The organism is Rhodoplanes sp. SY1, assembly GCF_046000175.1.
GTDB lineage: Bacteria > Pseudomonadota > Alphaproteobacteria > Rhizobiales > Xanthobacteraceae > Rhodoplanes.
The window spans coordinates 1-23,217 of sequence record NZ_JBEOMB010000128.1 but is presented as its reverse complement, the minus strand read 5'-3'; the positions used below and the strand labels follow the sequence as shown (position 1 = coordinate 23,217).

Here is a 23,217-nt window from a genome sequence, read left to right as displayed (position 1 = left end):
CTTCTTGGATCGGCTCTCACACGCCGCGCGAAATCTCCGTCAGGATGTGCTTCACCGAGGGCGTGACGATCGCCACGAACTGGGCTTCACGCTGGCGGCGGTGGACCTCTGAACGGCGCATGTAGCCGCGGGCGCCGAGCGCCAGCACGGCGGCCTGCGTCGCCTCGAGCGCCAGCCAGGCGCCGTCGAGCCGCGCCTTCAGCACCTCGATGAACGCGCCGCGCGACGGATCCTCGTGCGATGCCGCGAGAACAGCGGCGCGTTCGGTCAAGGCGTCGGCACGGGCCTCGATCGCGTCGGCGTCGAGCGGCAGCACGGCGACGGGTTTTTCGCCCAGAAGCTTGGTGTCCTTGCGCATCAGCGCAGCCGCGGCGCGTGCGGTCCCCAGGGCCATGCCGAATTGCAGCAGCACAAAACCCTGGCGGATGGTCGGAACGAAGCGGACGGCATCCTCGGTGATCACGGCGTCGTCGGGCACGAACACGTCGCGCAGCATCACGGCGTAGGTGCGCGTGCCCTCCAGCGCCAGGAACGGCCCGACCTCGACCAGCGACACGCCCTCCGCCGCGCAGTCGAACACCGCCATGATGCGTCGCCCGCCGTCCGCGCCGTCGCCGACCGCGAAGACCGAGGCGAACAAATGATCCGGCCCGAGATTGGAGACCCAGGGCAGGCGGCCCGACACCCGCCAGCCGCCCGGCACGCGCACGCCCGAGAAGGCGAGCCGGTCGAGCTTGGAAAACGTCTTCATCGGGTTCGACAGCCCGGTGCCGCCGAGCTTTTCGCCGGCCGCGATGGCGGCGAGCCAGTTTTGTCGCGGCGCCGGGTTCTCCGAGCGCGCCAGGTACCAGGCGAGCGCGTCCTGGCACCAGGTGCAGAACGCCGTCGAGCCGCAGGCCGTGCCGACCGTCGCCATGTCGGCGACGGCCGCGACGAGCCCGCCGGCCGGATGCGCGCCGGTGTGATGCGCATAGGCGCCGGCGGCGCCGAGCGCGCGCATCACCGCCTCGGGATAGAGCCCGTCCTCGTCGATGGCGCGGGCGAGCGGCGCGAGGTCGCGCGCCACGATCTCGGCGACGGAGCGGCCCGCGGCTGAGGCGGGCGGCGGCGACGTCGGCGGAGCTGCGATCTCGACCCCGAGACTCATGCGCGCGAAACCTCGACCGGCACCGGGTTCTTGATCGTGCCGAGCACCGGCGACCATTGCGCCGCGTGGGCGACCACCTCGGCGATCTCGGCGTCGGTCGCACCGTCCACGTCGAGATGCGCCTTCAGCCGCACCGCGGTGAGGCCGACGGGCTTGGGCGACAGATCGCCCGTGCCCCACACCGACGTGATGTTGATGTCGCCCTCGAGCTCGACCGCGATCGCCTTGATGGTCCAGCCGCGCGCCACCGCGTTGGCCTGCAGGCCGACCGCGACGCAGGAGCCGAGCGCGGCGAGCAGCGCCTCGGTCGGGTTCGGCGCCGTGTCGTCGCCGAGCAGGCCCGGCGGCTCGTCGACGACATGGGCGTCGAGGTCGCGCACGTAGTTGAGATGGCGGAAGCGCTTGCCCTCGGCGACGGTACGGACCTTGAGGGTCCGCACCGCGGACGGGTCGGACCGGCCCTTGTCGCCCAGCGCCTTCAGGCGCTCGGCGTCGATCGACTCGAACGGCGTGGTGAGCGTGGTCTTCACGGCGACGACGGTGCTCATGGGGCTCCTTGTGGCGTGTTCAGGGGTGAGGACGGCGTCAGGCCGTCGGGGTCCAGCGGGCGCGGTCGAGCAGGGCGGCCGCGAGCGCGTCGAGGGCGAAGCCGATCAGGCCGATCAGCAGGACGAGGGCGGCGAGGCGGTCGTATTCGAGCGTGTCGCGGGCGTCGTTGATGGCGTAGCCGAGGCCCGAGGTGACGCCGAGGAACTCCGCCGGCACCAGCACGATCCAGGCGACGCCGAGGGCCAGGCGGAAGCCGGTGAGGATGTCGGGCGCCACGGCCCGCACCACGACGACGCGCACCAGCGCGAAGCCGCGGCCGCCGAGCGTGCGGCCGACCGCGATCCAGGCCGGGTCGATCCGCTTCACGCCGGCCGCGGTCGCGAACACGATCGGCCAGATCGCCGCCGCCGCGATCAGGAACACGATGGCGCCGTTCCAGGTCGGGAAGGCGAGCACGGCGACCGGCATCCAGGCCAGCGGCGAGACCATCCGCAGGATCTGGAACGGCAGCTGCACGGCGCGCTCGACGAGCGGCAAGAGGCCGATCGCGATGCCGACCGGGATGCCGATCAGCGCCGCGACGACGAGCCCCTGCAGCACGCGCGAGAGGCTGGGGGCGGCAGCCTTCCAGGCATCGCCCGACGTGATCAGGTCGCCGAAGGCGGCGAGCGCCGGCGCCGGCGCGAAGCCCGTGAAGGCGACCAGCCGCGGGCTCGATGCGATGACGAGGCCGCCGATCCACCACAGGGCGAACAGGCCGACGAGGCCGGCGGCGGGCGGGGCCGCCCAGCGCAGGTAGCCGGCGAGCTGCCCGCCCGAGAGGCCGGCACGCTGCAGCCGGGTCCGCGGCTCCGCGATCGTCATGTCCGCGGGCGTCCTGTCCAGCACGGTCGTCGTCATAACGTCAGGATCTCCTCGCGCACGAACGGGCTCGTCCGGTCGACGCTCGGATCGTCGACCCAGCCGGGGTTCTTCTTCAGCGCCGCCTCGACGAAGCGCAGGTCGTAGAGGTCTTTCGCGACGAGCTCCGGATCGAGCGCCTTGAGGAACGCGGTGTCGCCTTCCACCACGGTCTTCTGCATCGCCTCGATGATCAGCTTGGTCGCCGACGGGTAGGGCCAGGGCTGGAAGTCGATGCGGCCGGACTTCCAGTCGCGATGCCGGATCGCGCCGGAGGTGTCGTAGGCCGCGCCGTAATCCGTCATCGCCTTGAGCACGACATCACCCGGCACCGGCAGATAGCCCTTGCCGTCCTTCGAGAGCAGCTTCGCCACCTCGGGCTTGTTCCTGGAGGCGAAGATCTGCGCCTTGACGATGGCGTCGGTGATCTTCTGGGTCCACGCGGGCCGCTCCTGCGTGTCGCGCTCGTGCACGGCGACGACGCAGCAGGGATGGTTCTTCCAGATGTCGCCGGTGAAGCGCAGCATGCGGGCGCCGACGCGCAGCTCGCCGAGCGCGTTGAACGGCTCGGCGACGATGTAGCCGTCGATCTTCTTGGCCGCGAGCGCCGTCGGCATCTCGGGCGGCGCGAGAATCTGCAGCGCCACCTCGCCGGGCGCGACGGGCGCGCCTTCCGGCTTGATCACCGGGGTGAGGCCGACCTGCCGCAGGCCGAACTGCAGCACGACATTGTGCATCGAGTACCAGAACGGCACGGCGATGCGGGCGCCCGACAGATCCTTGAACTCGCGGATCGTCGTGTGGGCGCCGACGACGAGGCCCGAGCCGTTGGTGTGGGCCCAGGCCAGGAGCTTCACCGGGAACTTGTTGTTGTAGCGCATCCACACCGGGATGGGCTTGAGGAAGTGGACGACGTTGAAGCGCCCGGCCGCGAAGCCCTCGACCAGTGCCGACCAACTCCGCACCGGCGTCGGCGGCTCGACCGTCAGGCCCTCCGCCTCGAACAGCCCCTGTGCATGCGCGACGAGCAGTGCCGCCGCATCGGTGATCGGCAGATAGCCGATGCGCACCACCTCGTCGGTCGAGGCGTGCGCCGTCGTCCCGATCCCGGCAGCGGCGAGCCACGCGCCGAGCCCGCCGCGCGCGAGCGCATCGAGCGTGCCACGCCGCGTCCAGTCGGCCCGAAACCACTCTTGTGACAAGGCGAGCGGGTGCTCGGCGCGCAGGGCGTCGTCGTGACTCATCGGGGGCTCCGTCGCGGTCGTCGTGTCGTCGTGATCAGGCCGCGTCGAGGCGCGCCACCACGCGGTCGCGGGTCGTCGCGTCGATGCCGTTCTCGATCGCGAGGTCCTCGGCGACCCGACCGGGATGCCCGGACAGCAGCACGGCGCGCGTGCACAAGGCCTCGGCATCGGCGAGATCGTGGCTGACCAGGATCAACGTAGTGCCGGCGTCGAGCGCGAGCCGCAGGACGTCGGCGCGCAGCGCCGCGCGGGTGCCCATGTCGAGCGCCGAGAACGGCTCGTCGAGCAGCAGCACGTCGGGCCGCGGCGCCAGCGCGCGGGCGAGCGCGACGCGCTGCTGCTGACCGCCCGACAGCTCGGTCGGCAGCGCATCGGCCCGGTCCGACAGGCCGATCTGGGCGAGCAGCGCGCCGACGCGCAGCCGCGCCGCGTCCTGATCACGTCGCATCAGGCCGGAGAAGCGCAGGCCGAGCTCGACGTTCTGCCGCACGCTCGCCCACGGCAGCAGCGCCGGCCGCTGCAGCATCATGGTGACGCCGGGCAGGGGGCCGTCGACGGGGCGTCCGCCGATGGTGACGGTCCCCTCGGTCGGCTTCGCCAATCCGGCGATCATCTGCATCAGCGTGGATTTGCCGGCGCCGGATGCCCCGAGCAGGGCGACGCGCTCTCCGGCCGCGACCGCGAGATCGATGTCGTCGAGCACGACGCGACGGCCGTATCGGTGCGACAGCCCGGTGATGGTGACTGGAAGAGACACGGGGGTTCTCCGTTGGTCACGAGAATATCCGGATGCACGTCCCTTCAAGCAAGAGTAGTGCCATGCGTTGTTCGAGCGGAATCGACATGGTTGTTCTCCCCCCGGCTCGCTGCGGAGAAAACTCGGTTCTTTCAGGAGAAACGCGGCGCGCCGCCGGCCGCTGAAGCCGGTTCACGCGGCCGCGTTCGGTTCGGGCCGGTGCGGGCTCGGGAGCGGGCCTGCTGCCCGGCAATGCAGCAATCGCGCGTTCGCCGTGCGCGATGCTCTCGACAAGGCCGTCGGCATGGGCCGATATCGCGCCGGCGTCTTCGGCGACGTGATCTGCCGGCCGGAGACGCCGCGATGCAACTGCCAAGGAACACAGAAGCCATGCTGCGCGCCTACCGTGAACATGCCGCCGAACGTGATCGCCTCGGGATTCCGCCGCTGCCTCTCTCGGCCGAGCAGACGGCCGCGGTGGTCGCGCTGCTGCGCGCCCCGCCGGCCGGCGAGGAGGCGTTCCTGCTCGAGCTCCTCACGCATCGGGTGCCGGCCGGCGTCGACGACGCCGCCAAGGTGAAGGCGACGTTCCTGGCCGGGATCGCGGCGGGCGAGGAACAATCGGCGCTGATCTCGCGGCTGCGGGCGACCGAGCTGCTCGGCACCATGCTGGGCGGCTTCAACGTGGCGCCGCTGGTCTCGCTGCTGTCCGACCCGGAGGTCGGCGCCGCCGCCGCCCAGGCGCTGAAGCATACGCTGCAGGTGTTCGATGCCTTCGACGCGGTCGCGGCGCTCGCCGAGCGCGGCGACGCCAACGCCAAGGCGGTGCTGGCCTCGTGGGCCGAGGCGGAGTGGTTCACGTCGCGGCCCGAGGTTCCGGCGTCGCTCGAGATCGTCGTGTTCAAGGTGACGGGCGAGACCAACACGGACGACCTGTCGCCGGCGCCCGACGCCACCACGCGGCCCGACATCCCGATGCATGCGCTCGCGATGCTCAAGAACCCGCGGCCCGGCATCGTGCCGGACGAGCCGGGCGTGCGCGGACCGACCAGGCAGCTCGGCGCACTCGTCGCCGGCGGCCGCCCGGTCGCCTATGTGGGCGACGTCGTCGGCACCGGCTCGTCGCGCAAGTCGGCCACCAACTCGGTGCTGTGGTTCACGGGCCGCGACATCCCCTACGTTCCCAACAAGCGCTTCGGCGGCGTCTGCCTCGGCGGCAAGATCGCGCCGATCTTCTACAACACCATGGAGGATGCCGGCGCGCTGCCGATCGAGCTCGACGTCTCCAAGATGGAGATGGGCGACGTGATCGAGCTGCGCCCCTACGATGGCAAGGCGCTCAAGAACGGCGACGTGATCGCGACCTTCACGGTCAAATCCGACGTGATCTTCGACGAGGTGCGGGCCGGCGGCCGCATTCCGCTGATCATCGGCCGTGCGCTGACCGCGAAGGCGCGGGCGAAGCTCGGCCTGCCGCCCTCGACGCTGTTCCGCCAGACGGCGGCGCCGGCCGGCAAGGCCAAGGGCTTCTCGCTCGCCCAGAAGATCGTCGGCCGCGCCTGCGGCCTGCCGGAGGGGCAGGGCGTGCGCCCGGGCAGCTATTGCGAGCCGCGGATCGCCACGGTCGGCTCCCAGGACACCACCGGCCCGATGACCCGCGACGAGCTGAAGGACCTCGCCTGCCTCGGCTTCTCGGCCGACCTCGTGATGCAGTCGTTCTGCCACACGGCGCCGTATCCGAAGCCCGTGGACGTGCGCACTCATCGCGAGCTGCCGGGCTTCTTCGCCAGCCGCGGCGGCGTCGCGCTGAAGCCGGGCGACGGCGTCATCCACTCCTGGCTCAACCGCCTGACGCTGCCCGACACGGTCGGCACCGGCGGCGACAGCCACACGCGCTTCCCGATCGGCATCTCGTTCCCGGCCGGCTCCGGCCTCGTCGCCTTCGCGGCGGCGACCGGCGTGATGCCGCTCGACATGCCGGAGTCCGTGCTGGTGCGCTTCAAGGGCGAGATGCAGCCCGGCATCACGCTGCGCGATCTCGTCAACGCGATCCCCTACGTCGCCATCCAGCAGGGCCTGCTCACCGTCGAGAAGAAGGGCAAGAAGAACGTCTTCAACGGCCGGATTCTGGAGATCGAGGGCCTCCCCGATCTCAAGGTCGAGCAGGCGTTCGAACTGTCCGACGCGTCGGCCGAGCGTTCGGCGGCGGCCTGCACGGTGCGGCTCGGCACCGCGCCGGTGATCGAGTATCTGCGCTCCAACGTGGCGCTGATCGGCCGGATGATCGCCGACGGCTACGGCGACCGGACCACGCTCGAGCGTCGGCGCGACGCCATGAACGCCTGGCTCGCCAATCCGACGTTGATCGAGCCGGACGCGGAGGCCGACTACGCCGCCGTGATCGAGATCGATCTCGCCACCATCACCGAGCCGCTGCTCGCCTGCCCGAACGATCCGGACGACGTGAAGCCGCTGTCGGCGGTCGCGGGCGACAAGATCGACGAGGTGTTCATCGGCTCGTGCATGACGAACATCGGCCACTTCCGGGCCGCGGCCCATGTGCTCGCCGGCGAGACCGACCTGCCGACCCGGCTGTGGGTGGCGCCGCCGACCCGCATGGACGCGCAGATCCTCACCGAGGAGGGCTTCTACGCCCCGCTCGGCAAGGCGGGTGCCCGCATGGAGATGCCCGGCTGCTCGCTGTGCATGGGCAACCAGGCGCAGATCCGGAAGGGCTCGACCGCGGTGTCGACCTCGACCCGCAACTTCCCGAACCGGCTCGGCCTCGACACCCGAGTCTATCTCGCCTCGGCGGAGCTCGCCGCGGTGTCGGCCCGGCTCGGCCGCATCCCCACCATGGACGAGTACCTGCAGGGGACCAGCGCCGTGACGGCCAAGGCGGCCGACATCTACCGCTACATGAACTTCGACCAGATCCCCGAATACGCCTCCTGACGACCAGCACGGCCGGCATCCCGCGCCCCGATAGGGCACGGGGTGCCGACGTCCAGGAGCGGTGAAACCGACCGGCGCCGACACCCAACCGAGACAATCCCACCGGTGCCCCAGACCGTGGCGACGCGACATGTGAGACAGTCGAATGGCGCGCTCGGAGCGCCTCGATTAAGAAATGTAGAGTGCAATAAAATACCCGTTTTGCTTCGCGTAATCAAGTATTTGTTGCTAAGCCACTCTCCACATTCAGCAGCGAGAAATACAGACTGTTGCACGCGATATTGGACACCGTGTTGAGCGGGTCGCGACCGAATTTTCCCGACGGTAGTCTGCGCGAATGTCCGGGTCGATGATTAACGAGGGAAGGGCGTCCAGACGCTTGGTGCGACAACTTCATCGGCACCCAAAGTTGGAACAGCTCGACAGTGACACCATCCGTGCAGACCGAAGCGTTCGCTCTCCGGCCCGTCAATTCACAGGCCATTCAATCCTCAGGAGGGGTGAGCTTCGTTACTGCCGTTTGCAGTGCCTTGTTGCAGCGGATCAGGTCCGACAACAGCGTCTCGTCGATCTCCATACGGCCTTCGTACTCCGCAAGGTTCCGCTCGTTGTGCGCCTTTAGGAAGACCTGCACGTCGGTCTTGTCGATCCCCAGCGTGTGCACGAGGGTCTGAAACACGGTGATCCGGTTTTGTTTTCCGAGCGGAATCCGTTCAGGCGCAAGACGGCCAGAGCTAAGCGGTGCGCAGCTCCGTAGGCTAGGTCGAATTTACTGTCGGGATCGATGGTGTCGTTCTGGGCATCGGCCAGACGCACGCGGGCAGAGGCGACCATGCCCTCAAACTCGGCGCGCGTCGGCGGCTCGGTCTTGAGCCGGTTGATCTTTACGAGGTTTTCGAGTTCCTGGCGGCCCATGTCTTCAAGTCATTCTCTGAACCAATAATAAAAATCTTCGGCTGCAAAGCAACCTTAATAATAAAGGACTTGTTGTCTGACGTTTTCCGTCCCCAGTCTTCGGGCGTCATGAAAACCGGACTCACCTTGCGATGCACGTTATTCTCGATCTTCTGTGCCGCGCTATATAGGTCTGAGTAATCGAGATCGTCCCCAATCACCATCAGGTCGATGTCGCTCTCTTGTCGGTCGGTCCCTTTGGCGACTGATCCGAATATGAACGCCACGCCTATGCTGGCCGCGAACGGTTCGAGCGCTGTCCTGACCGGATCGGCGAAGCCGACGGTCTTCCGCACGAGGCCCCGCAGTTCCTCGAATACCGGTGACTCCGTGTTGGCCCGGTAGTGCTTCTGGTTTCCGATCTGCTCGACCGACACGAGACCGCTCCTTCGCAGACGCGACAACTCGCGCTCGACCGCCCCCGTCCCGGAGCGGACCGTCCTCACGATTTCCGAGGTGTAGAAGCTCCGCTCCGGCTGCCCGAAGATGAGTCCGAGCACGCGCTGCTGCACGGCGGAGAAGAGTGCGTTCGAGGGGCTGATCTCGTCCATGGTCATCCTACCCAGACCGGGGAGGATACACCCCAAATCGGGAAGCATCAATGAATGAAAAATATCAAGTTATATCAATGGGTAAGTTCTGTGGTGGCGAAAATCGAGAGGAGAAGGATCGATTGTTGCGGCCGATAGCCCTAGCAACCCCTCTGCCATCCCAGGAGTGCATTGGGTGGTGTAGAATTCGAGCGTAAGCGGTGAGTCATCGTGGCTTGCGGCTTCGAAGGTCAGTTTTATTTTGAACCACCAGAGGGACTCGCGCTAAAGTGGCAGACCTCAATCTTGGACTTCTGAAAGTAGATGGCGAAGGCTGAACACCTCAAAAAGCTGATCGCGAGCTTCGGGCGGACACAGGAGTTCCGTACCGCCGCATTGCGTATCATTGATGACGCGCAGCAACAGGGAAAAAAGCCTCTCGCGGACTCTTTACGGAAGATCTTGGATGCGAATGTCAGGCAGGGATATCAAACATCCCCCCAGCCCGGGCTAACGACGCTAACTAGCCAAATTGATCCAGCAACTGATCTAATCGACGCGATTGAAGTTACCCGCGGCCTCGGAGACATCGTGCTAAATACCGATGGGCGGCAGTTGATCGAGTGCATAATTGAGGAGCGTCGCCGGAGCGAAGAGCTACGCAGGCACCGGCTGCCGATATCCGCCCGGCTTCTCTTTGCGGGTCCGCCGGGATGCGGAAAAACCATGTGTGCAGAAGTGGTGGCGCGGGAGTTGTCGTTGCCACTCTATAGTGCACGCATTGACGTCATCATTTCCTCTTTTTTGGGGGAGACCGCGAGCAACCTCAGGCGTCTCTTTGAGTTCGCAACCCGCACCCCCTGCGTTCTATTCTTTGACGAGTTTGACGCGCTTGCGCGTACCCGCGCTGATACGGGTGAGCACAACGAACTACGGCGCGTCGTGAACAGTCTCTTGCTGATGATTGAGCGCTTCAAAGGTCCCGGCGTTATCATTGCGGCAACTAATCTTCCCCAGTATTTGGATGAGGCACTGTGGAGACGGTTTGACGAGATCGTTTCCTTCGAAGCCCCTGGCGAGCGCGAAATTTCTGAGTTGCTTGTAAGGCAGTTCGCAAACTTCCCTGCAAATTTCGAGCTCACAGCGTTTGTCGGCAAGTTAACCGGAATGTCATATGCCGATATCGAACGAATATGCATCGATGCCATTAAAAAGGCTGTTTTGAAAAAACGAAAGTCAGTGAGCGAAACGGAATTTGCGGTCGCACTCCGTCAAGAAACTCGGCGTAAGGGCCTGACGTCACGCCGCAGTCAGTGAAGGCCAAATGGCAAAGCTTCCGCATCTCACGCTAGAGCGTATTGAACGCGTCGCCGATCGCCGCAAAGTTTCCGCTCCCATTCCTGTTCCCACTCGTCCCAGCCCGCAGGGCCACGGTGAAACTATAAAAAGTAAAATTGACGAGGCAGTGAATGAGCAGTCGGCGCTTCCACAGATAAATGGTATTGACCCTGAGTTGATACTCAAGGTTAGTCTCGCTGCGCCGGTGGAAGAAGACGCTTGGCGGCTGGCGGGTTTTACTGTACTTGCCCAAGAACCCAACAATATTCTCGTGATTTTTACAGACGATACCGAGCTAACGCGGTTCCGTGCGCGACTAGCCGAGTATCAGAAGGGCCCCCAAGGTACCCAGAAGTCGCCGTCATATAACGCTCTTTTTGCATGTATCGACGACGTTGGTAGTATTGCGGCAACAGATCGCATCGGCCCCCGGCTCCGCGCGGACGGTGTGGATGCCCCGGTAGGATTGAAAACGGGAGTCATCTACACCGTCGATATTGAACTTTGGGATGCGCCTACGCAGATCGACCGAGCGGTGCGTGTTCATAGCGTCGTGACACACATCGAAGGCAAAAAAGGGGAAGTTCTTTCGCGTTACATTGGCGATGCGGGGCTTGTTATTCTTCGGGCTCGTCTTAGCGGAGCGCTACTTCGCGACGTACTCACCCTCCCGGTAGTTGCACGCGTGGACCGTCCGCCTATACCGGACCTTGGCGAACGCGATCCTCCCGTTGTGACAATTGCCGGAATTCCGGAGCCGACTGCTCCTGGAGACGATGCTCCACTAATCGGAGTTATCGATAGCGGTAGTACAGAACATCCTTTATTGAAACCCTCCCTATTCGAATCAATCGGTGTTCCAGAAAGTCTCGGCACCGCTGACATCTGGGGACACGGCACGAAAGTAGCGGGCATCGCAGCGTTTGGGGATTTACGTGATTGTGTTAGAAACAATTTATTCGCAAGCCCTGTTCGTGTCGTCTCGGTAAAAGTAGTGAATGATCACGGCCAGTTTGACGAGGCGACAACGATACCCGCGCAAATGCAGGATGCTATCTACGCCCTCAGTGAGCGGGGCTGCCGTATTATAAATATTTCGCTCGGGGATATGCACCGCATCCCCTATGACGGCGGGCGAGTTTCGCAATGGGCCGCGACACTTGACACTCTTGCGCGTGAACTCGATGTTGTCATCATCGTATCAGCCGGAAATTCAGCTGACGGTAGCCGCGCTCCTTGGGGAGAAAAGGCCGAGCATATCACCCGGACTTACCCTCAATACCTTGTTTCGCCTCAAAATCGCATTGTTGATCCAGCCACAGCTGCTATCGCACTGACGGTGGGAAGCCTTGCTCATGCCAACGGTCTTCCAACTGAGAACGTTGCGGGGGCCGAACTCCGAGCCGTCGCTTCATTGAATATGCCAACGCCAGTGACGCGGTCCGGCCCGGGCTCCAACAAAGCAATCAAACCAGACCTCGTTGATTATGGGGGAACCTGCCTATTTGATGGGATGGGGCCACGTATCGCAACTGGCGACCATTACTCCAGCGCGGGTATGTTGACATTGCGCCCGGACTATCTAAAGGGCATGCTAACTGCATCGACGGGCACATCGATGGCTGCGCCACGCGTTGCCTATAAAGCCGCCTTGCTGCTGCGGGCGATGCCCGAGGCTTCCGCAAATATGATACGCGCTCTGCTTGCGCTATCGGCTAGCATTCCTCCAGAGGCGATCCAGGGCCTGAGCCGCCTAGGCAACGGAGCTACTATTGCATGCTGCGGCTTTGGTGTACCAGACCTTGCGCGTGCACTCGATTCTGAGGAGCGACGGGTCGTCCTGATTGCAGATCACCAAGAATTGGCAGTGGATCAGTTTGCGCTCTACCGCGTGCCTTTGCCCAAAGAATTCCAGAGTACCAAGGGAAAGCGGTCCATTCGGGTAAGCCTAGCCTTCGATCCTCCGGTTCGCCATACGCGCCTTGAATACCTCGGGCTACGACTAAACTATCATCTTCTACGAGGTATGACGCCGGATGAAATCTTCGAGCATTTTCGTCAGCGCTCAAAGGACGAGGAACCGTTCGAAAAACTTCCTAGTACTGCCAAGTGTGGTCTTGATCCATCTAGAGACATTCGGGGCACAAGCACGCTGCAAGCTGCAACATTCAAAATGGCGCGAAATATCGATCAGTACGGCAATGATTACTACCTAGCCGTCTTTGCGGAACGACGATGGGCAGGCGACGATGTCACCCATCAGGGTTTTGCGATCGCAGTTGAACTGGAGCACGAGGCGGCAATCAACATACATCAACATCTCCGAACTCGCGTTCGCGTCTGAGCGCATTTTGGCCCAGTGGGATGCCCGCAGCACGCGACGGCCAACGGCCCACCAGCATGACGCGTTGGCTGCTCCTGATGTGAAACAGGCCTGCCTCGCCACCGCCAACTTTGCTTCAGTGCATGAAAAACGGAGCCACCGCAAGCCTCTGGCGTTGAACCGCAGCGGGCCCTAAAGTACGGAAAACATAATCGAATCAGAGGCGTGGGGCATGGCTGCGGTCGTATTTCATAAGCCGATCAATGGGGCAACAGGGGCGCGGACGATCGTCGCGCGGCGGCGGGGTTATGCACCATGAACGCCGTTGAAATCGAAGAGGCCATTTCGGCCCTCGCCGAGCAGCCTTTCAACCCGGCCGAGTTTCCGTTCGCTTTCCTGCAAGCATTTGGGAACAAGGAGACGACGCTCAGACGCCTTCGCAAAGGCGAGACGAATAAATCCGATCTGGGCGGGGTCCTTCAGACGAACAACATCCATATCGCGGCTGCCGCCCCCGGCGAAGTCACCAAGATGCTCGGTGCGCTGAAGGCCAGCCCGGCGACGGAAAGGGCCAAGGCGAAATTTATTCTGGCGACCGACGGCGACGCCTTTGAGGCCGAGGACTTGGCCAGTGGTGAGACTGTTGCTTGCCGGTACGCGGAGTTCCCCGATCATTTCGGCTTCTTCCTTCCCCTCGCGGGCATCACGACCGTCAAGCAGGTCCGCGAAAGCTCATTCGACATCCGGGCCACCAGCCGCCTGAACCGGCTGTATGTCGAGCTGTTGAAGGACAATCCCGAGTGGGGCACGGAAGAGCGCCGCCCCGACATGAACCATTTCATGGCGCGCTTGATATTCTGCTTCTTCGCCGAGGACACAGACATCTTCAACGGCTCCGGGCTGTTCACCGCGACCGTCGAGCAAATGAGCGCGCGGGATTCCTCAAACACCCATGAGGTGATTGGCGCGCTATTTCAGGCCATGAACACGAAGACGGCCGATCGGGCGCGTGCAGGCACGCCCCGATGGGCGGACCCTTTCCCCTACGTGAATGGTGGGCTGTTCTCGGGGCGCATGGACGTGCCCCGCTTCAGCCGCATCGCGCGGTCCTACCTTCTTCATATCGGCGGTCTCGACTGGCGGAAGATCAACCCAGATATCTTCGGCTCGATGATCCAGGCCGTGGCGGAGGACGACGAACGCGGCGCGCTCGGTATGCACTACACCAGCGTGCCGAACATCCTGAAGGTGCTCAACCCGCTCTTCCTCGACGACTTGCGCGAAAAGCTGGCGGAGGCCGGGGACAATCCGCGCAAGCTGCTGAACCTCCGCAACCGCATGGCGCGGATCAGGGTGTTCGACCCAGCCTGTGGCTCCGGTAATTTCCTCGTCATCGCCTACAAGGAAATGCGGGCGATCGAGGCCGAGATCAACCAGCGTCGGCGCGAAACCGGGCGCAAGACGGATATCCCGCTCACGAACTTTCGCGGCATCGAGCTGCGCAACTTCCCGGCCGAGATCGCGCGGCTCGCGCTCATCATTGCCGAGTTCCAGTGCGACGTGCTGTATCGTGGTCAGAAGGAAGCGCTGGCCGAATTCCTACCGCTTGATGCGCAGAACTGGATCACCTGCGGCAACGCGCTGAGGTTGGATTGGCTGAGCATTTGCCCGCCGACGAGCACTGTCGTTAAACACCACGCCGACGACTTGTTTCACTCACCGCTCGACCAAGCGCAGATCGACTTTGAGAACGAGGGTGGGGAGACCTACATCTGCGGAAATCCGCCTTATAAAGGAAACGCAAGGAAGTCAGGCCAGCAGAAGCAAGATTTAAAAGAGCTTTTTGATGGGGTTATCGAAAAGTGGGGACTTTTAGATTATGTTTGTGGATGGTTTTTCAAGGCTCATGGCTACGCTAAGAACGCCAGCGCCGATTATGCATTCGTCGCTACAAACAGCGTCGCACAAGGCCAGCATGTCTCCAACTTTTGGAAGCCGCTCTTCGATGACGGCTTGAAGTTCATATTTGCCGTCAAATCCTTTAAGTGGAGCAATCTTGCGAAGCATGGCGCTGGTGTCACTGTCGTCATCGTTGGCGCTGGGCGGAACGCAAGGGACCCGATTATCTTTGATGGCGATGTCCGGATAAGGGCGCAGAACATCAATGCTTATTTGCTTCCGCAGGGCAACTATTGGATAACAGGGCTTGGAAGGCCGATTTCAGCCGTCCCTGGTATGGTTAAAGGAAATTATTACGGCCTTTCAGACCACCTTATCTTTGGGAGGGGCGCTAAAGATGCCTACATTGCCTCGGGCCTAGAAGACAGTTACTTGCGTAAGTTTTATGGCTCCACTGAAGTGATAAATAGTAGGCCGCGGCATTGTTTTTGGTTTGAAGAGAAGCCGGACGAGCGCATTTTGTCTGTGGCTGACATTCGCGACAGACTGAAGGATGGAGAAGACAAGCGGGTAAAATCTAGTGACGCGGTGTCGAATGGCATGGTCCATCGACCGCATCAATTTCGGGAGATGAACAGCGCAAAAGAACATGTTCTAGCGATTCCCGTTGTGTCCTCGGAAAACAGAGAATATCTACCCGTAGATTTATTAGATCGCGATTGCGTGCTTTCGAACAAATGTTTTGCGCTCTATGACGCCGAGCTATGGAGTATGGCGTTGGTTGCTTCTCGGATTCATCGGATTTGGATTGCCACCGTTTGCGTGAGGCTGCGTACCGATTTCTCTTATTCTAACGTTTTGGGCTGGAACACGTTCCCCGTGCCGACTCTGACCGACAAAAACAAGGCCGATTTGACCCGCAGTGCTGAAGAGATATTGCTTGCACGGCAGTACTATTTTCCGGCGACGATCGCCGACATGTATGACCCCGATCGCATGGACTGCGAGTTCCCGCTGGTACGCGAGGCCCACGAACGAAATGACGAGGTGCTGGAGCGCATCTATATCGGTCGCCGGTTCCGTAACGACACCGAGCGGTTGGAGAAGCTGTTCGAGCTGTACACCAAGATGACGGCGGGAAGTTCCCGCCAACGGAAGAAGGCGGGTGCCGGATGAAACAACCCGCGAGCTACACCCAGGGAGGCGACGCGCAGGCGATCCGGCGGATTGCTGAAGATTACTACGGCGGTTACAAAAATATGTTCGAGGCGCATGGGTGGCCCGAGCGCGGCGACAAGATCATCCCGGCGGTCCAGTCCCACGTTGTCGAAACCTACGGCAGCGTTCGGGCATTTGAACAGGCGCACGAGCGCGGCGAAGCCATGTTTCCGATGGAAGCGATCAAGGCGGACCCGCCGAACGTATGGCTTACGAGCTTCTACGGCTTCCGTCCTGAGGAATGGGGCTTGCTTGGTTTCACTGATGAGGGTCGAAGGCGAAGCTTTATTAACGGAAGCAAGCCCGGCGTTCTCGTGGTGGTCTATGCAGCGGGGCAGGCACCTAAAGAAGATCTCGGAAAGGTTATCGGCATTCAGCAATGCTCCCACCAGCTTGGCATGTCGCAACAGTTTATGGCCCCTTCCGCCTGGGCGTCCAAGGAGCGTGATGCCGAGCGTGCAGACAAGTGGAACTATGCGGTCAAGGCAATGCGGGCCTGGCGCGTTACGCCGGAATCGCGGATGGATGTGCGCGAATTCGCGCCGGAAGCGACATCCACAGGCGCATGGCAGCACATCGGTGCGCGCGGTGTGAGACTTTCCCGACAGGAAGCGCTGAACATCCTAAAGCTCGATCTTCAGGAGGTCGATGTCTTTGGAGAGAACCCGATCATCGGTTCAGCGCCGGGAAGCGCTAAAGAAATTCTCGCGCCGAGCAAACCTGGCCCTGTCTCACAAAACGCGTTCGTCACCAGGGAATCCGAAGGCCCGAAACACCTTTACGTACTGAGGCTTCACGGCGATACAGACGCCTTCCTTGGCGAACCTGCCAACGGTAAGATGATCGTCAAGGCAGGGTTTTCCAGAAGCCCGCGAACACGGTGCGACGACCATAACCGTACTTTGCCAAAATGCGCTTTTCATTGGGAAATCCTCTACTCCGGTCCGGCATCCGGCTACGATCCCTTTCCTAGTTCGGATCATGCGAAGGCCGGAGAACGAACTATGCAGGGCGTCCTTTGCAGCCGGTCCTCGGGTCGGTCTTTAGGGGGAGAGTTCTTCTTGGCGGATTCGGATTTGGTCCTTGAAGCATGGCAGAAGGGCAATTTGGCAGCGAAAGAGTATAAAAAATGAGTGCGAAGTCCGTCCCTTTCGTATCCGTTTCCTACGCCCGGAACGGTTCATCGACCAAGGCGAACGCGTTCGGCATGCGGCCGATGCAGGAGCGCGCCTATGAGAAGCGCGGCGAGCAGTACCTGCTCATCAAGTCGCCGCCAGCGTCGGGCAAGAGCCGGGCGCTCATGTTCATCGCGCTCGACAAGCTCAACAATCAGGGACTCAAGCAGGCGATCATCGTCGTTCCGGAAAAGACCATCGGCGCGAGCTTCCACGACGAGCCGCTGAAGAACTTCGGCTTCTGGGCCGACTGGATTGTTCAGCCCCAATGGAACCTCTGCAACGCACCTGGGGCCGACAACGGCGGCAAGGTGAATTCGGTCAAGGCGTTCCTCGAAAGCGAAGACAGGGTGCTGGTCTGTACGCACGCGACCTTCCGCTTCGCGGTGGACCGGTTCGGGGTGCAGGCATTCGACGACCGCCTGATCGCAGTGGACGAGTTCCACCATGTCTCAGCCAACCCCGACAACAAACTCGGCGTTCACCTCGGCCAGTTCATTGCGCGAGACCGCGCGCATATTGTGGCGATGACTGGTTCGTATTTTCGGGGAGATGCGGACGCCGTTCTCGCCCCGCAGGATGAGGCGAAGTTCGATACCGTCACCTACACCTACTATGAGCAGCTCAACGGGTATGAATATCTGAAGCAGCTCGACATCGGCTATTTCTTCTATTCCGGCTCGTATGTGGAAGACATCCTGAAGGTGCTCGATCCCGGCGAGAAGACCATCGTCCACATCCCGAACGTCAATTCGCGCGAAAGCACGAAGGACAAGATCAGGGAGGTCGAGCACATTATCGAGGAGCTGGGCGCGTGGCAGGGGACCGATGAGGCCACCGGGTTTCAACTCGTCAAGACATCTGGAGGTCGAACGCTTCGCATTGCCGACCTGGTCGACGACGATCCGGCCAAGCGCGATCGGGTTTCCGCCGCGCTGAAGGACCCGGCGCAGAAGAACAACCGCGATCATGTGGATATCATCATCGCACTCGGCATGGCGAAGGAAGGCTTCGACTGGATTTGGTGCGAGCACGCCCTGACTGTCGGCTACCGGTCCAGCCTCACCGAGATCGTGCAAATCATCGGCCGCGCCACGCGCGATGCACCGGGGAAGACCCGCGCGCGTTTCACCAACCTGATCGCCGAGCCGGATGCCTCGGAAGAGGCCGTCACAGAGGCCGTGAACGACACGCTGAAGGCCATAGCGGCGAGCCTTCTCATGGAGCAGGTGCTGGCACCCCGCTTCGAGTTCAAGCCGAAGAACCCCGGGAGCGGCCCGACCCCCGGCTACGACTATGGCGAAGGCGGCTATGATCCCACCAAGTGCAATGTGGGATTTAGCGAGGAAACCGGCCAGTTCCAGATTGAGATCAAGGGCCTTGTCGCGCCGAAGAGCGAAGAGGCGCAGCGTATCTGTCAGCAAGACCTCAACGAGGTCATCGCCACCTTTATCCAGGACAAGACCGCCGTCGAGCGTGGACTGTTCGATGAGGAGTTGGTGCCGGAAGAATTGACCCAGGTCCGCATGGGCAAGATCATCAAGGATCGGTATCCTGAGCTTGATGCGGAGGATCAGGAAGCGGTTCGCCAGCACGCGGTTGCCGCCCTGAACCTGACCCAGAAGGCCAAAGAGATCGCCACGGGCGGTCAAGGTGGCAACACCGAGAGCACGAACACCGCCTTCGTCGATGGCGTACGAAAGTTCGCGATGGATGTGCGCGAACTCGACATCGACCTGATCGACCGCATCAATCCGTTTGGGGAAGCCTACGCGATCCTCGCTAAGACGATGAGCGAGGATAGCCTGAAGCAAGTGGCTGCGGTTATCGCCGCCAAACGAACGGGCCTCACTCCCGAAGAGGCGAAGGAACTGGCGGTTCGCGCGTTCCGCTTTCAGAAGGAGCGCGGACGGTTGCCGTCGCTGACCTCGGCAGACGCATGGGAACGCCGCATGGCGGAAGGTGCTGCCGCCTTTATGCGCTTCCGCAAGGAGGGCCGCTATGAGTGACCCGAGCCTTGACGAACTCGCCGAAGCTCTTTCGGAGTTTGCCGAACCGGAACGCAGTTCAGGGCGTTCGGCACGCGAAGAGCGCATCATCGCAGGGTTCGAGGAGATTCAGCGCTTCGTTGAACAGCACGGCCACGCTCCCCGGCACGGCGAGGACCGGGATATTTTCGAGCGGATTTATGCTGTCCGTCTGGACCGGCTCCGGGCGCTGGAAGAGTGCCGGACAATTCTTGCGCCGCTCGATCATCAGGGGCTTCTGGGCGACGCGCCGCCTCCGGCCCAGGCGGACGAAGTCGATGAGGACGAACTCGCCGCAGCACTTGAAGGAGCCGACGGCGCGGCAGACATCACCAACCTTCGCCACGTCCGGACTAGCGCCGAGAAGCGCGCCGCCGAGGAAATTGCCGACCGCGAGAAATGCGCGGACTTCGATCAATTCAAACCGCTGTTCGAGCAGGTTCAGAGCGAGATTCAGTCCGGCGTCCGGTCCACACGGAACTTCGTCAAGGACGCCGGTTTCCTGAAAGCGGACATCAAGAAGGGTGAGTTCTTCATTCTGGGCGGGCAAATCGCGTACGTTGCCGAGGTTGGCGAAACGTTCAAAGCGCCGAACGGCGAGTCGGATGCCCGACTGCGCGTCATTTATTCGAACGGAACCGAAAGCAATCTGCTTCGTCGCTCACTTCAGCGGGCGCTCTATAAGGACGATTCCGGGAGACGCATTACCGAGCCATCGGCAGGGCCGCTCTTTTCCGATGCTGCTGACGACGGGGATGAAGCGAGCGGCACCATCTATGTGCTTCGCAGTAAGTCGGACCACCCCTTGGTCTCGGCGAACCGCGACATCCTCCACAAGATCGGCGTAACCGGCGGCGACGTCGACCGGCGGATCGCGAACGCCCGTCTCGATCCGACGTTCCTCATGGCGGAGGTGGAAATCGTCGCGACCTACCAGTTGTACAACATCAATCGGACCCGGCTTGAAAACCTCATCCACCGCATATTCGGTCCGGCCCGACTTGATGTGGAGATCAAGGATCGGTTCGGCCAGCCGATCGTTCCAAAAGAATGGTTCCTCGTTCCTCTGTTCGCGATCGACGAGGCGGTACGTCGGATTAAAGACGGCACGATCACCGACTATGGGTACGATCCGAAGACAGCGAAGTTGGTCCCGAATCCCACTTCGTAATCGTCGTCTGTGAACAGCGCCGAGCTTCGACGGCGCATTATTGTTGTTCGTGTGTGGAACCCAGAATTGGCTTACAGCCGATCCAGGCATCCCGGATCAAGGTCAGGGAAGACGCTTCTGCGACTTCGGGGCACCGGTCGTAAGGAAACTGGACACCCAGCTGAATCTGATAGTTCGAACCGCGCTTCTGAACGAAGGCGCTGTATCCGGCTGACAGCCAAGTCGGTTGCAGCTTGGGCGGTCCGCTGTCCTCGACAGCCGTGCGCAGGTCGAATTCCAGCGTCGCGTCGTAGAACGGCTTCGCCCGCTGCGACGGATACCGACGCTGCACGCCTCTGAACAGCGGTCTTGCGCCCTCACACTTCTTCAGAAGCGGGCCGAGATTGCGGACGACGGCTTTGACCGTTTGCTTGAAGCCCTCTTCGCCAAGGTCGACAAGCGGCCTGCGGATCGACGGGCTGAGGCCATTCGGAATCGTGACCATTGCCTCGACCCATTCCGGCCCAATCGCCAGCGTAAGGTGAGGGTGATACGTGAACGCGTCGTTGTCTGTCGCCGTTGGCTCGGCAAGCGAGATGAAGTCCCAGACCCGGTTTTCCTGTCGTCCCGTGATCGCGGGCCGTCCCAGTCCGTTCGGCGAGAGATTGAACGCTTTGGAAAGGCGCGGGTCGGAGCGCAGTTCATTCATGGCAAGCCCGAGTACGCGCTTGCCTTCGAGCCAGGTGAAGGGATGATCGGCTCCGAACGGAAACCCGGAAAAGCTGGTCAAGGTCCCCTCCAAAAGCTGGCTGGCTTCAATCAATTTTGCTTCGGCAACTTCGAGATAATCTGCGGCGCGGCGGGCCCACTCCCGCTGTTGATGCCGTTTGAGCCAGCAGTAGACCTGCTTCCATTCGAGAAGGATGGTGCCAGCAGGTGCCCGAACCGTTTGAACGGGCGTGATGACGACCGCGACTACGGTCTCGAAGCCCCGCCGTCTTGCTGTGCGCAGGTGCCGTTCGATTTGATCCGAGGTGAGCTTGATAAGAACCTTGCTCTCGATGAACAGACACCAGGCATTCTCGTCGAATATCCAGCCATCCGGAATCCCGCGCCGTTCAAGATCACTTTCATCCGGCTCGGTATCGCCGGGATAGCGTTGTTCGAGAACCGTGAGCTTCTTCGGGTCCGTAGGTGGCTTCACTCCAACGAGGTCACGCAAGAACGAACTAAGCAACGATCGGTCCTGATCGAGCGCCGTCAGCAGCGCGTGAGTGACCCTGTTTTCAGGTTGCGTGTACTGATCGAATATATTCCTCACTGAAAGCCCCACGAACGTGCGGTTGCATGAGGACCCGGCATCATTCGAAGAACTCCTCGTCGACCTTCTTGATTTCGAGGACCTCTTCCACGCGGCAGCCGACGCCGTGGCGGATCATTAGCCGCGTGAGTTGGTCGCCGTCGATCAGGACGATGCGCTTGCTGAGTTGCGCCGCTGTCTCACGTGCCGAAGTCGTGAAGGCCGAGGCGGTGACAAAGAGGCCCTTAGAAGCCTTGAAACGGTCGAGGCTCCCGAAGAAATCGCGGATCGCGCTCGCGCTCACCGTGTTGCCGTCGGCGTATCGCTTGGCTTGTACATAGATGCGATCGAGGCCGAGCGCATCCTGATCGATCACGCCATCAATGCCACCGTCGCCGGGGCCCCCAACGAGGGCCTTGCTTACGTCTGTGACGGAGCCGCCGTAGCCCATCGTCACCAGAAGGCGAACGACGAGGCTTTCGAAGAATGCCGGGGTGCCCGAGCGGATACGCTGCATCAGCTCGTCCGCCAGTGCCGCGTCAAGTTGCCGGTGCGCGTTCCGCATCACTTCGTCAGGAGTGAGAGAGGCCGTTGCGCTCATGCCCAGTGGTGCAGTCGGCTCGGCTTCGCCGTCCTTCTGTCCGGCGGCGTTTCGGAACTCTTGGAATCCGGGGAATTGGTCGAGGAACCGTATGTCAATTCGGTCCGGCTTCGAGGCGAGCACCGTTCGGCCCTCATCCGTGATCCGAAAATGCGCTCGACGCGTCAGTTCGATCAGGCCCGCCTTGCCCAGATAGCTCTTGGCCCAGTGAACGCGATTGGAGAATGTTGTCTGACGGCCCGACGGCAACAGATGCGACCGGTCCTCCGGGGACAGCTGAAACTCGTCGGCGAGCTTCTCCACGGCATCAGAAATCCGCACCTCACCGGTAGCGGCGACACGCAGAACAGGGAGCATCAACGTCTGGAAATCAGGAATCGGCAAAGGGCTAGTCCATGTACTGGCAAATGTTGCGTAAGTGTATCAACGGCCTGCGTGCAATCAAGGACGTTTAGCGATCTTACCAGCTAAGGCATACGCTTTATCGGAGTCCAGGGGTTAGGTGGACCATTTCGGGCGACAGACAGTTGCGGCATGCGGCGGCCAGCGGCCCGTGGTCATTACCATATCCGGACGGACAACTACCGGAAAACTATTCGGCAACGCCGTCCTCGCGCTTGCCGGTCGCGACGACGTGCAGCGAGTAGTCGGGCAGGGGGCGCTGAAGCTGGAGCGCTTCCTCGGCGGGGGCGGTCATCCAGGTCTCGATCTCCTGTTCGGTACGGAGGATCACCGGCATCGCCTTGGGATGGACCGCACCGACTTCGGCGTTCGCGTCCGTGGTGAGGAACCCGAACAGATGATGCTCGCCCTCGACCGGGTCTGATTTCGGGCCACGGGTTCCCGTCCATGGCGTCCATATCCCTGCGAAGACGGCCAGGGGGCGGGTCTCGTCGAAGGCGAACCAGGTCGGGGTCTTCTTCGGCTTCGTGTCGGCGTACTCGCAGAACGACGTGAAGGGCACGAGGCAGCGGTTCTCTGGTTTCAGCCAGCGCCGCCAGTGCGGGCTCTTCGTGTTTCGGATGTTCGTGACGGGGGCTCCTCCGAAGGCGGGCGGGCAGGGCATGCCCCAGCGGGCCAGCGCCAGCTCGCGCACGCCATCGAGCCCATTGCGCACCACCGGGGCAAAATAGTCCGGAAAGATGCCCGGGTAGTGTCAAGCGACATCCGG

At 62.3% G+C, this 23,217-nt stretch carries 17 protein-coding genes; 7 read left to right on the top strand and 10 right to left on the bottom strand.

Annotated features, from left to right (window positions below; genetic code table 11):
- Window positions 1–16 precede the first annotated feature (16 nt).
- From ABTU92_RS24915 to ABTU92_RS24895, 5 genes are read right to left on the bottom strand one after another with little or no spacing between them, the layout of a single operon-like run.
- On the bottom strand, window positions 17–1,147 hold the full coding sequence (locus tag ABTU92_RS24915; protein ID WP_408094304.1) for an acyl-CoA dehydrogenase family protein: 1,131 nt from the start codon (window positions 1,145–1,147) through the stop codon (window positions 17–19).
- Complete coding sequence (locus ABTU92_RS24910; protein WP_408094303.1) at window positions 1,144–1,695, bottom strand: OsmC family protein; 552 nt, start codon at window positions 1,693–1,695, stop codon at window positions 1,144–1,146. The genes ABTU92_RS24915 and ABTU92_RS24910 overlap by 4 nt, the downstream gene beginning before the upstream one ends.
- A 37-nt stretch (window positions 1,696–1,732) precedes the next feature.
- Complete coding sequence (locus tag ABTU92_RS24905) at window positions 1,733–2,560, bottom strand: ABC transporter permease (protein WP_408094302.1); 828 nt, start codon at window positions 2,558–2,560, stop codon at window positions 1,733–1,735.
- Window positions 2,561–2,592: 32 nt separating this feature from the next.
- Window positions 2,593–3,840 (bottom strand): ABC transporter substrate-binding protein, encoded by a 1,248-nt coding sequence (locus ABTU92_RS24900; protein ID WP_408094301.1) that lies wholly within the window; start codon window positions 3,838–3,840, stop codon window positions 2,593–2,595.
- Between the two features lie 34 nt (window positions 3,841–3,874).
- On the bottom strand, window positions 3,875–4,597 hold the full coding sequence (locus ABTU92_RS24895; RefSeq protein WP_408094300.1) for an ABC transporter ATP-binding protein: 723 nt from the start codon (window positions 4,595–4,597) through the stop codon (window positions 3,875–3,877).
- 342 nt (window positions 4,598–4,939) lie between these two features.
- Between ABTU92_RS24895 and acnB the strand changes: the two genes are divergently transcribed.
- Complete coding sequence (acnB, locus tag ABTU92_RS24890; RefSeq protein WP_408094299.1) at window positions 4,940–7,531, top strand: bifunctional aconitate hydratase 2/2-methylisocitrate dehydratase; 2,592 nt, start codon at window positions 4,940–4,942, stop codon at window positions 7,529–7,531.
- Window positions 7,532–8,015: 484 nt separating this feature from the next.
- On the opposite strand, the gene ABTU92_RS24885 is transcribed toward acnB, so the two are convergent.
- The gene (locus ABTU92_RS24885) at window positions 8,016–8,210 is read right to left on the bottom strand and encodes a hypothetical protein (protein WP_408094298.1); all 195 of its coding nucleotides are present in this window, start codon (window positions 8,208–8,210) and stop codon (window positions 8,016–8,018) included.
- A 205-nt stretch (window positions 8,211–8,415) separates the two neighbouring features.
- Window positions 8,416–9,036: a nucleotidyltransferase domain-containing protein gene (locus tag ABTU92_RS24880; RefSeq protein WP_408094297.1), complete on the bottom strand. Its 621-nt coding sequence runs from the start codon at window positions 9,034–9,036 to the stop codon at window positions 8,416–8,418.
- A gap of 303 nt (window positions 9,037–9,339) precedes the next feature.
- Here ABTU92_RS24880 and ABTU92_RS24875 point away from each other — a divergent pair, with 303 nt between their 5' ends.
- The 6 genes from ABTU92_RS24875 (at window position 9,340) to ABTU92_RS24850 (ending at window position 20,166) form a co-directional block, all read left to right on the top strand.
- A complete protein-coding gene (locus ABTU92_RS24875; protein WP_408094296.1) occupies window positions 9,340–10,332 on the top strand; it encodes an AAA family ATPase in 993 nt (330 codons plus the stop codon).
- A gap of 7 nt (window positions 10,333–10,339) precedes the next feature.
- On the top strand, window positions 10,340–12,697 hold the full coding sequence (locus tag ABTU92_RS24870) for a S8 family peptidase (RefSeq protein ID WP_408094295.1): 2,358 nt from the start codon (window positions 10,340–10,342) through the stop codon (window positions 12,695–12,697).
- A 294-nt stretch (window positions 12,698–12,991) separates the two neighbouring features.
- Window positions 12,992–15,751, top strand: a complete 2,760-nt coding sequence (locus tag ABTU92_RS24865; RefSeq protein WP_408094294.1) for a class I SAM-dependent DNA methyltransferase — start codon at window positions 12,992–12,994, stop codon at window positions 15,749–15,751.
- Window positions 15,748–16,926 (top strand): hypothetical protein, encoded by a 1,179-nt coding sequence (locus ABTU92_RS24860; RefSeq protein WP_408094293.1) that lies wholly within the window; start codon window positions 15,748–15,750, stop codon window positions 16,924–16,926. The genes ABTU92_RS24865 and ABTU92_RS24860 overlap by 4 nt, the downstream gene beginning before the upstream one ends.
- Window positions 16,923–18,977: a DEAD/DEAH box helicase gene (locus tag ABTU92_RS24855; RefSeq protein ID WP_408094292.1), complete on the top strand. Its 2,055-nt coding sequence runs from the start codon at window positions 16,923–16,925 to the stop codon at window positions 18,975–18,977. Before ABTU92_RS24860 ends, ABTU92_RS24855 begins: the two co-directional genes overlap by 4 nt.
- Window positions 18,970–20,166 (top strand): GIY-YIG nuclease family protein, encoded by a 1,197-nt coding sequence (locus tag ABTU92_RS24850; RefSeq protein WP_408094291.1) that lies wholly within the window; start codon window positions 18,970–18,972, stop codon window positions 20,164–20,166. The genes ABTU92_RS24855 and ABTU92_RS24850 overlap by 8 nt, the downstream gene beginning before the upstream one ends.
- Window positions 20,167–20,203: 37 nt before the next feature.
- On the opposite strand, the gene ABTU92_RS24845 is transcribed toward ABTU92_RS24850, so the two are convergent.
- The 3 genes from ABTU92_RS24845 to ABTU92_RS24835 all read right to left on the bottom strand — a co-directional run bounded on the left by ABTU92_RS24845 (window position 20,204) and on the right by ABTU92_RS24835 (window position 23,190).
- Entirely contained in the window at window positions 20,204–21,466 is a 1,263-nt protein-coding gene (locus ABTU92_RS24845) for a hypothetical protein (RefSeq protein WP_408094290.1), read from the bottom strand.
- 40 nt (window positions 21,467–21,506) lie between these two features.
- Window positions 21,507–22,430 carry a restriction endonuclease gene (locus ABTU92_RS24840; protein WP_408094289.1) on the bottom strand — a complete coding sequence of 308 codons (924 nt, stop codon included), beginning with the start codon at window positions 22,428–22,430 and terminating at the stop codon, window positions 21,507–21,509.
- A 208-nt stretch (window positions 22,431–22,638) separates the two neighbouring features.
- Window positions 22,639–23,190, bottom strand: a complete 552-nt coding sequence (locus ABTU92_RS24835) for an SOS response-associated peptidase (protein WP_408094305.1) — start codon at window positions 23,188–23,190, stop codon at window positions 22,639–22,641.
- Window positions 23,191–23,217 lie beyond the last annotated feature (27 nt).

Coding starts and splice junctions, on each gene's coding strand:
- ABTU92_RS24860 (WP_408094293.1), top strand. CDS start 15,748: ATGAAACAACCCGCGAGCTACACCCAGGGAGGCGACGCGCAGGCGATC.
- ABTU92_RS24870 (WP_408094295.1), top strand. CDS start 10,340: ATGGCAAAGCTTCCGCATCTCACGCTAGAGCGTATTGAACGCGTCGCC.
- ABTU92_RS24900 (WP_408094301.1), bottom strand. CDS start 3,840: ATGAGTCACGACGACGCCCTGCGCGCCGAGCACCCGCTCGCCTTGTCA.
- acnB (WP_408094299.1), top strand. CDS start 4,940: ATGCAACTGCCAAGGAACACAGAAGCCATGCTGCGCGCCTACCGTGAA.
- ABTU92_RS24865 (WP_408094294.1), top strand. CDS start 12,992: ATGAACGCCGTTGAAATCGAAGAGGCCATTTCGGCCCTCGCCGAGCAG.
- ABTU92_RS24855 (WP_408094292.1), top strand. CDS start 16,923: ATGAGTGCGAAGTCCGTCCCTTTCGTATCCGTTTCCTACGCCCGGAAC.
- ABTU92_RS24905 (WP_408094302.1), bottom strand. CDS start 2,560: ATGACGATCGCGGAGCCGCGGACCCGGCTGCAGCGTGCCGGCCTCTCG.
- ABTU92_RS24910 (WP_408094303.1), bottom strand. CDS start 1,695: ATGAGCACCGTCGTCGCCGTGAAGACCACGCTCACCACGCCGTTCGAG.
- ABTU92_RS24850 (WP_408094291.1), top strand. CDS start 18,970: ATGAGTGACCCGAGCCTTGACGAACTCGCCGAAGCTCTTTCGGAGTTT.
- ABTU92_RS24875 (WP_408094296.1), top strand. CDS start 9,340: ATGGCGAAGGCTGAACACCTCAAAAAGCTGATCGCGAGCTTCGGGCGG.
- ABTU92_RS24915 (WP_408094304.1), bottom strand. CDS start 1,147: ATGAGTCTCGGGGTCGAGATCGCAGCTCCGCCGACGTCGCCGCCGCCC.
- ABTU92_RS24880 (WP_408094297.1), bottom strand. CDS start 9,036: ATGGACGAGATCAGCCCCTCGAACGCACTCTTCTCCGCCGTGCAGCAG.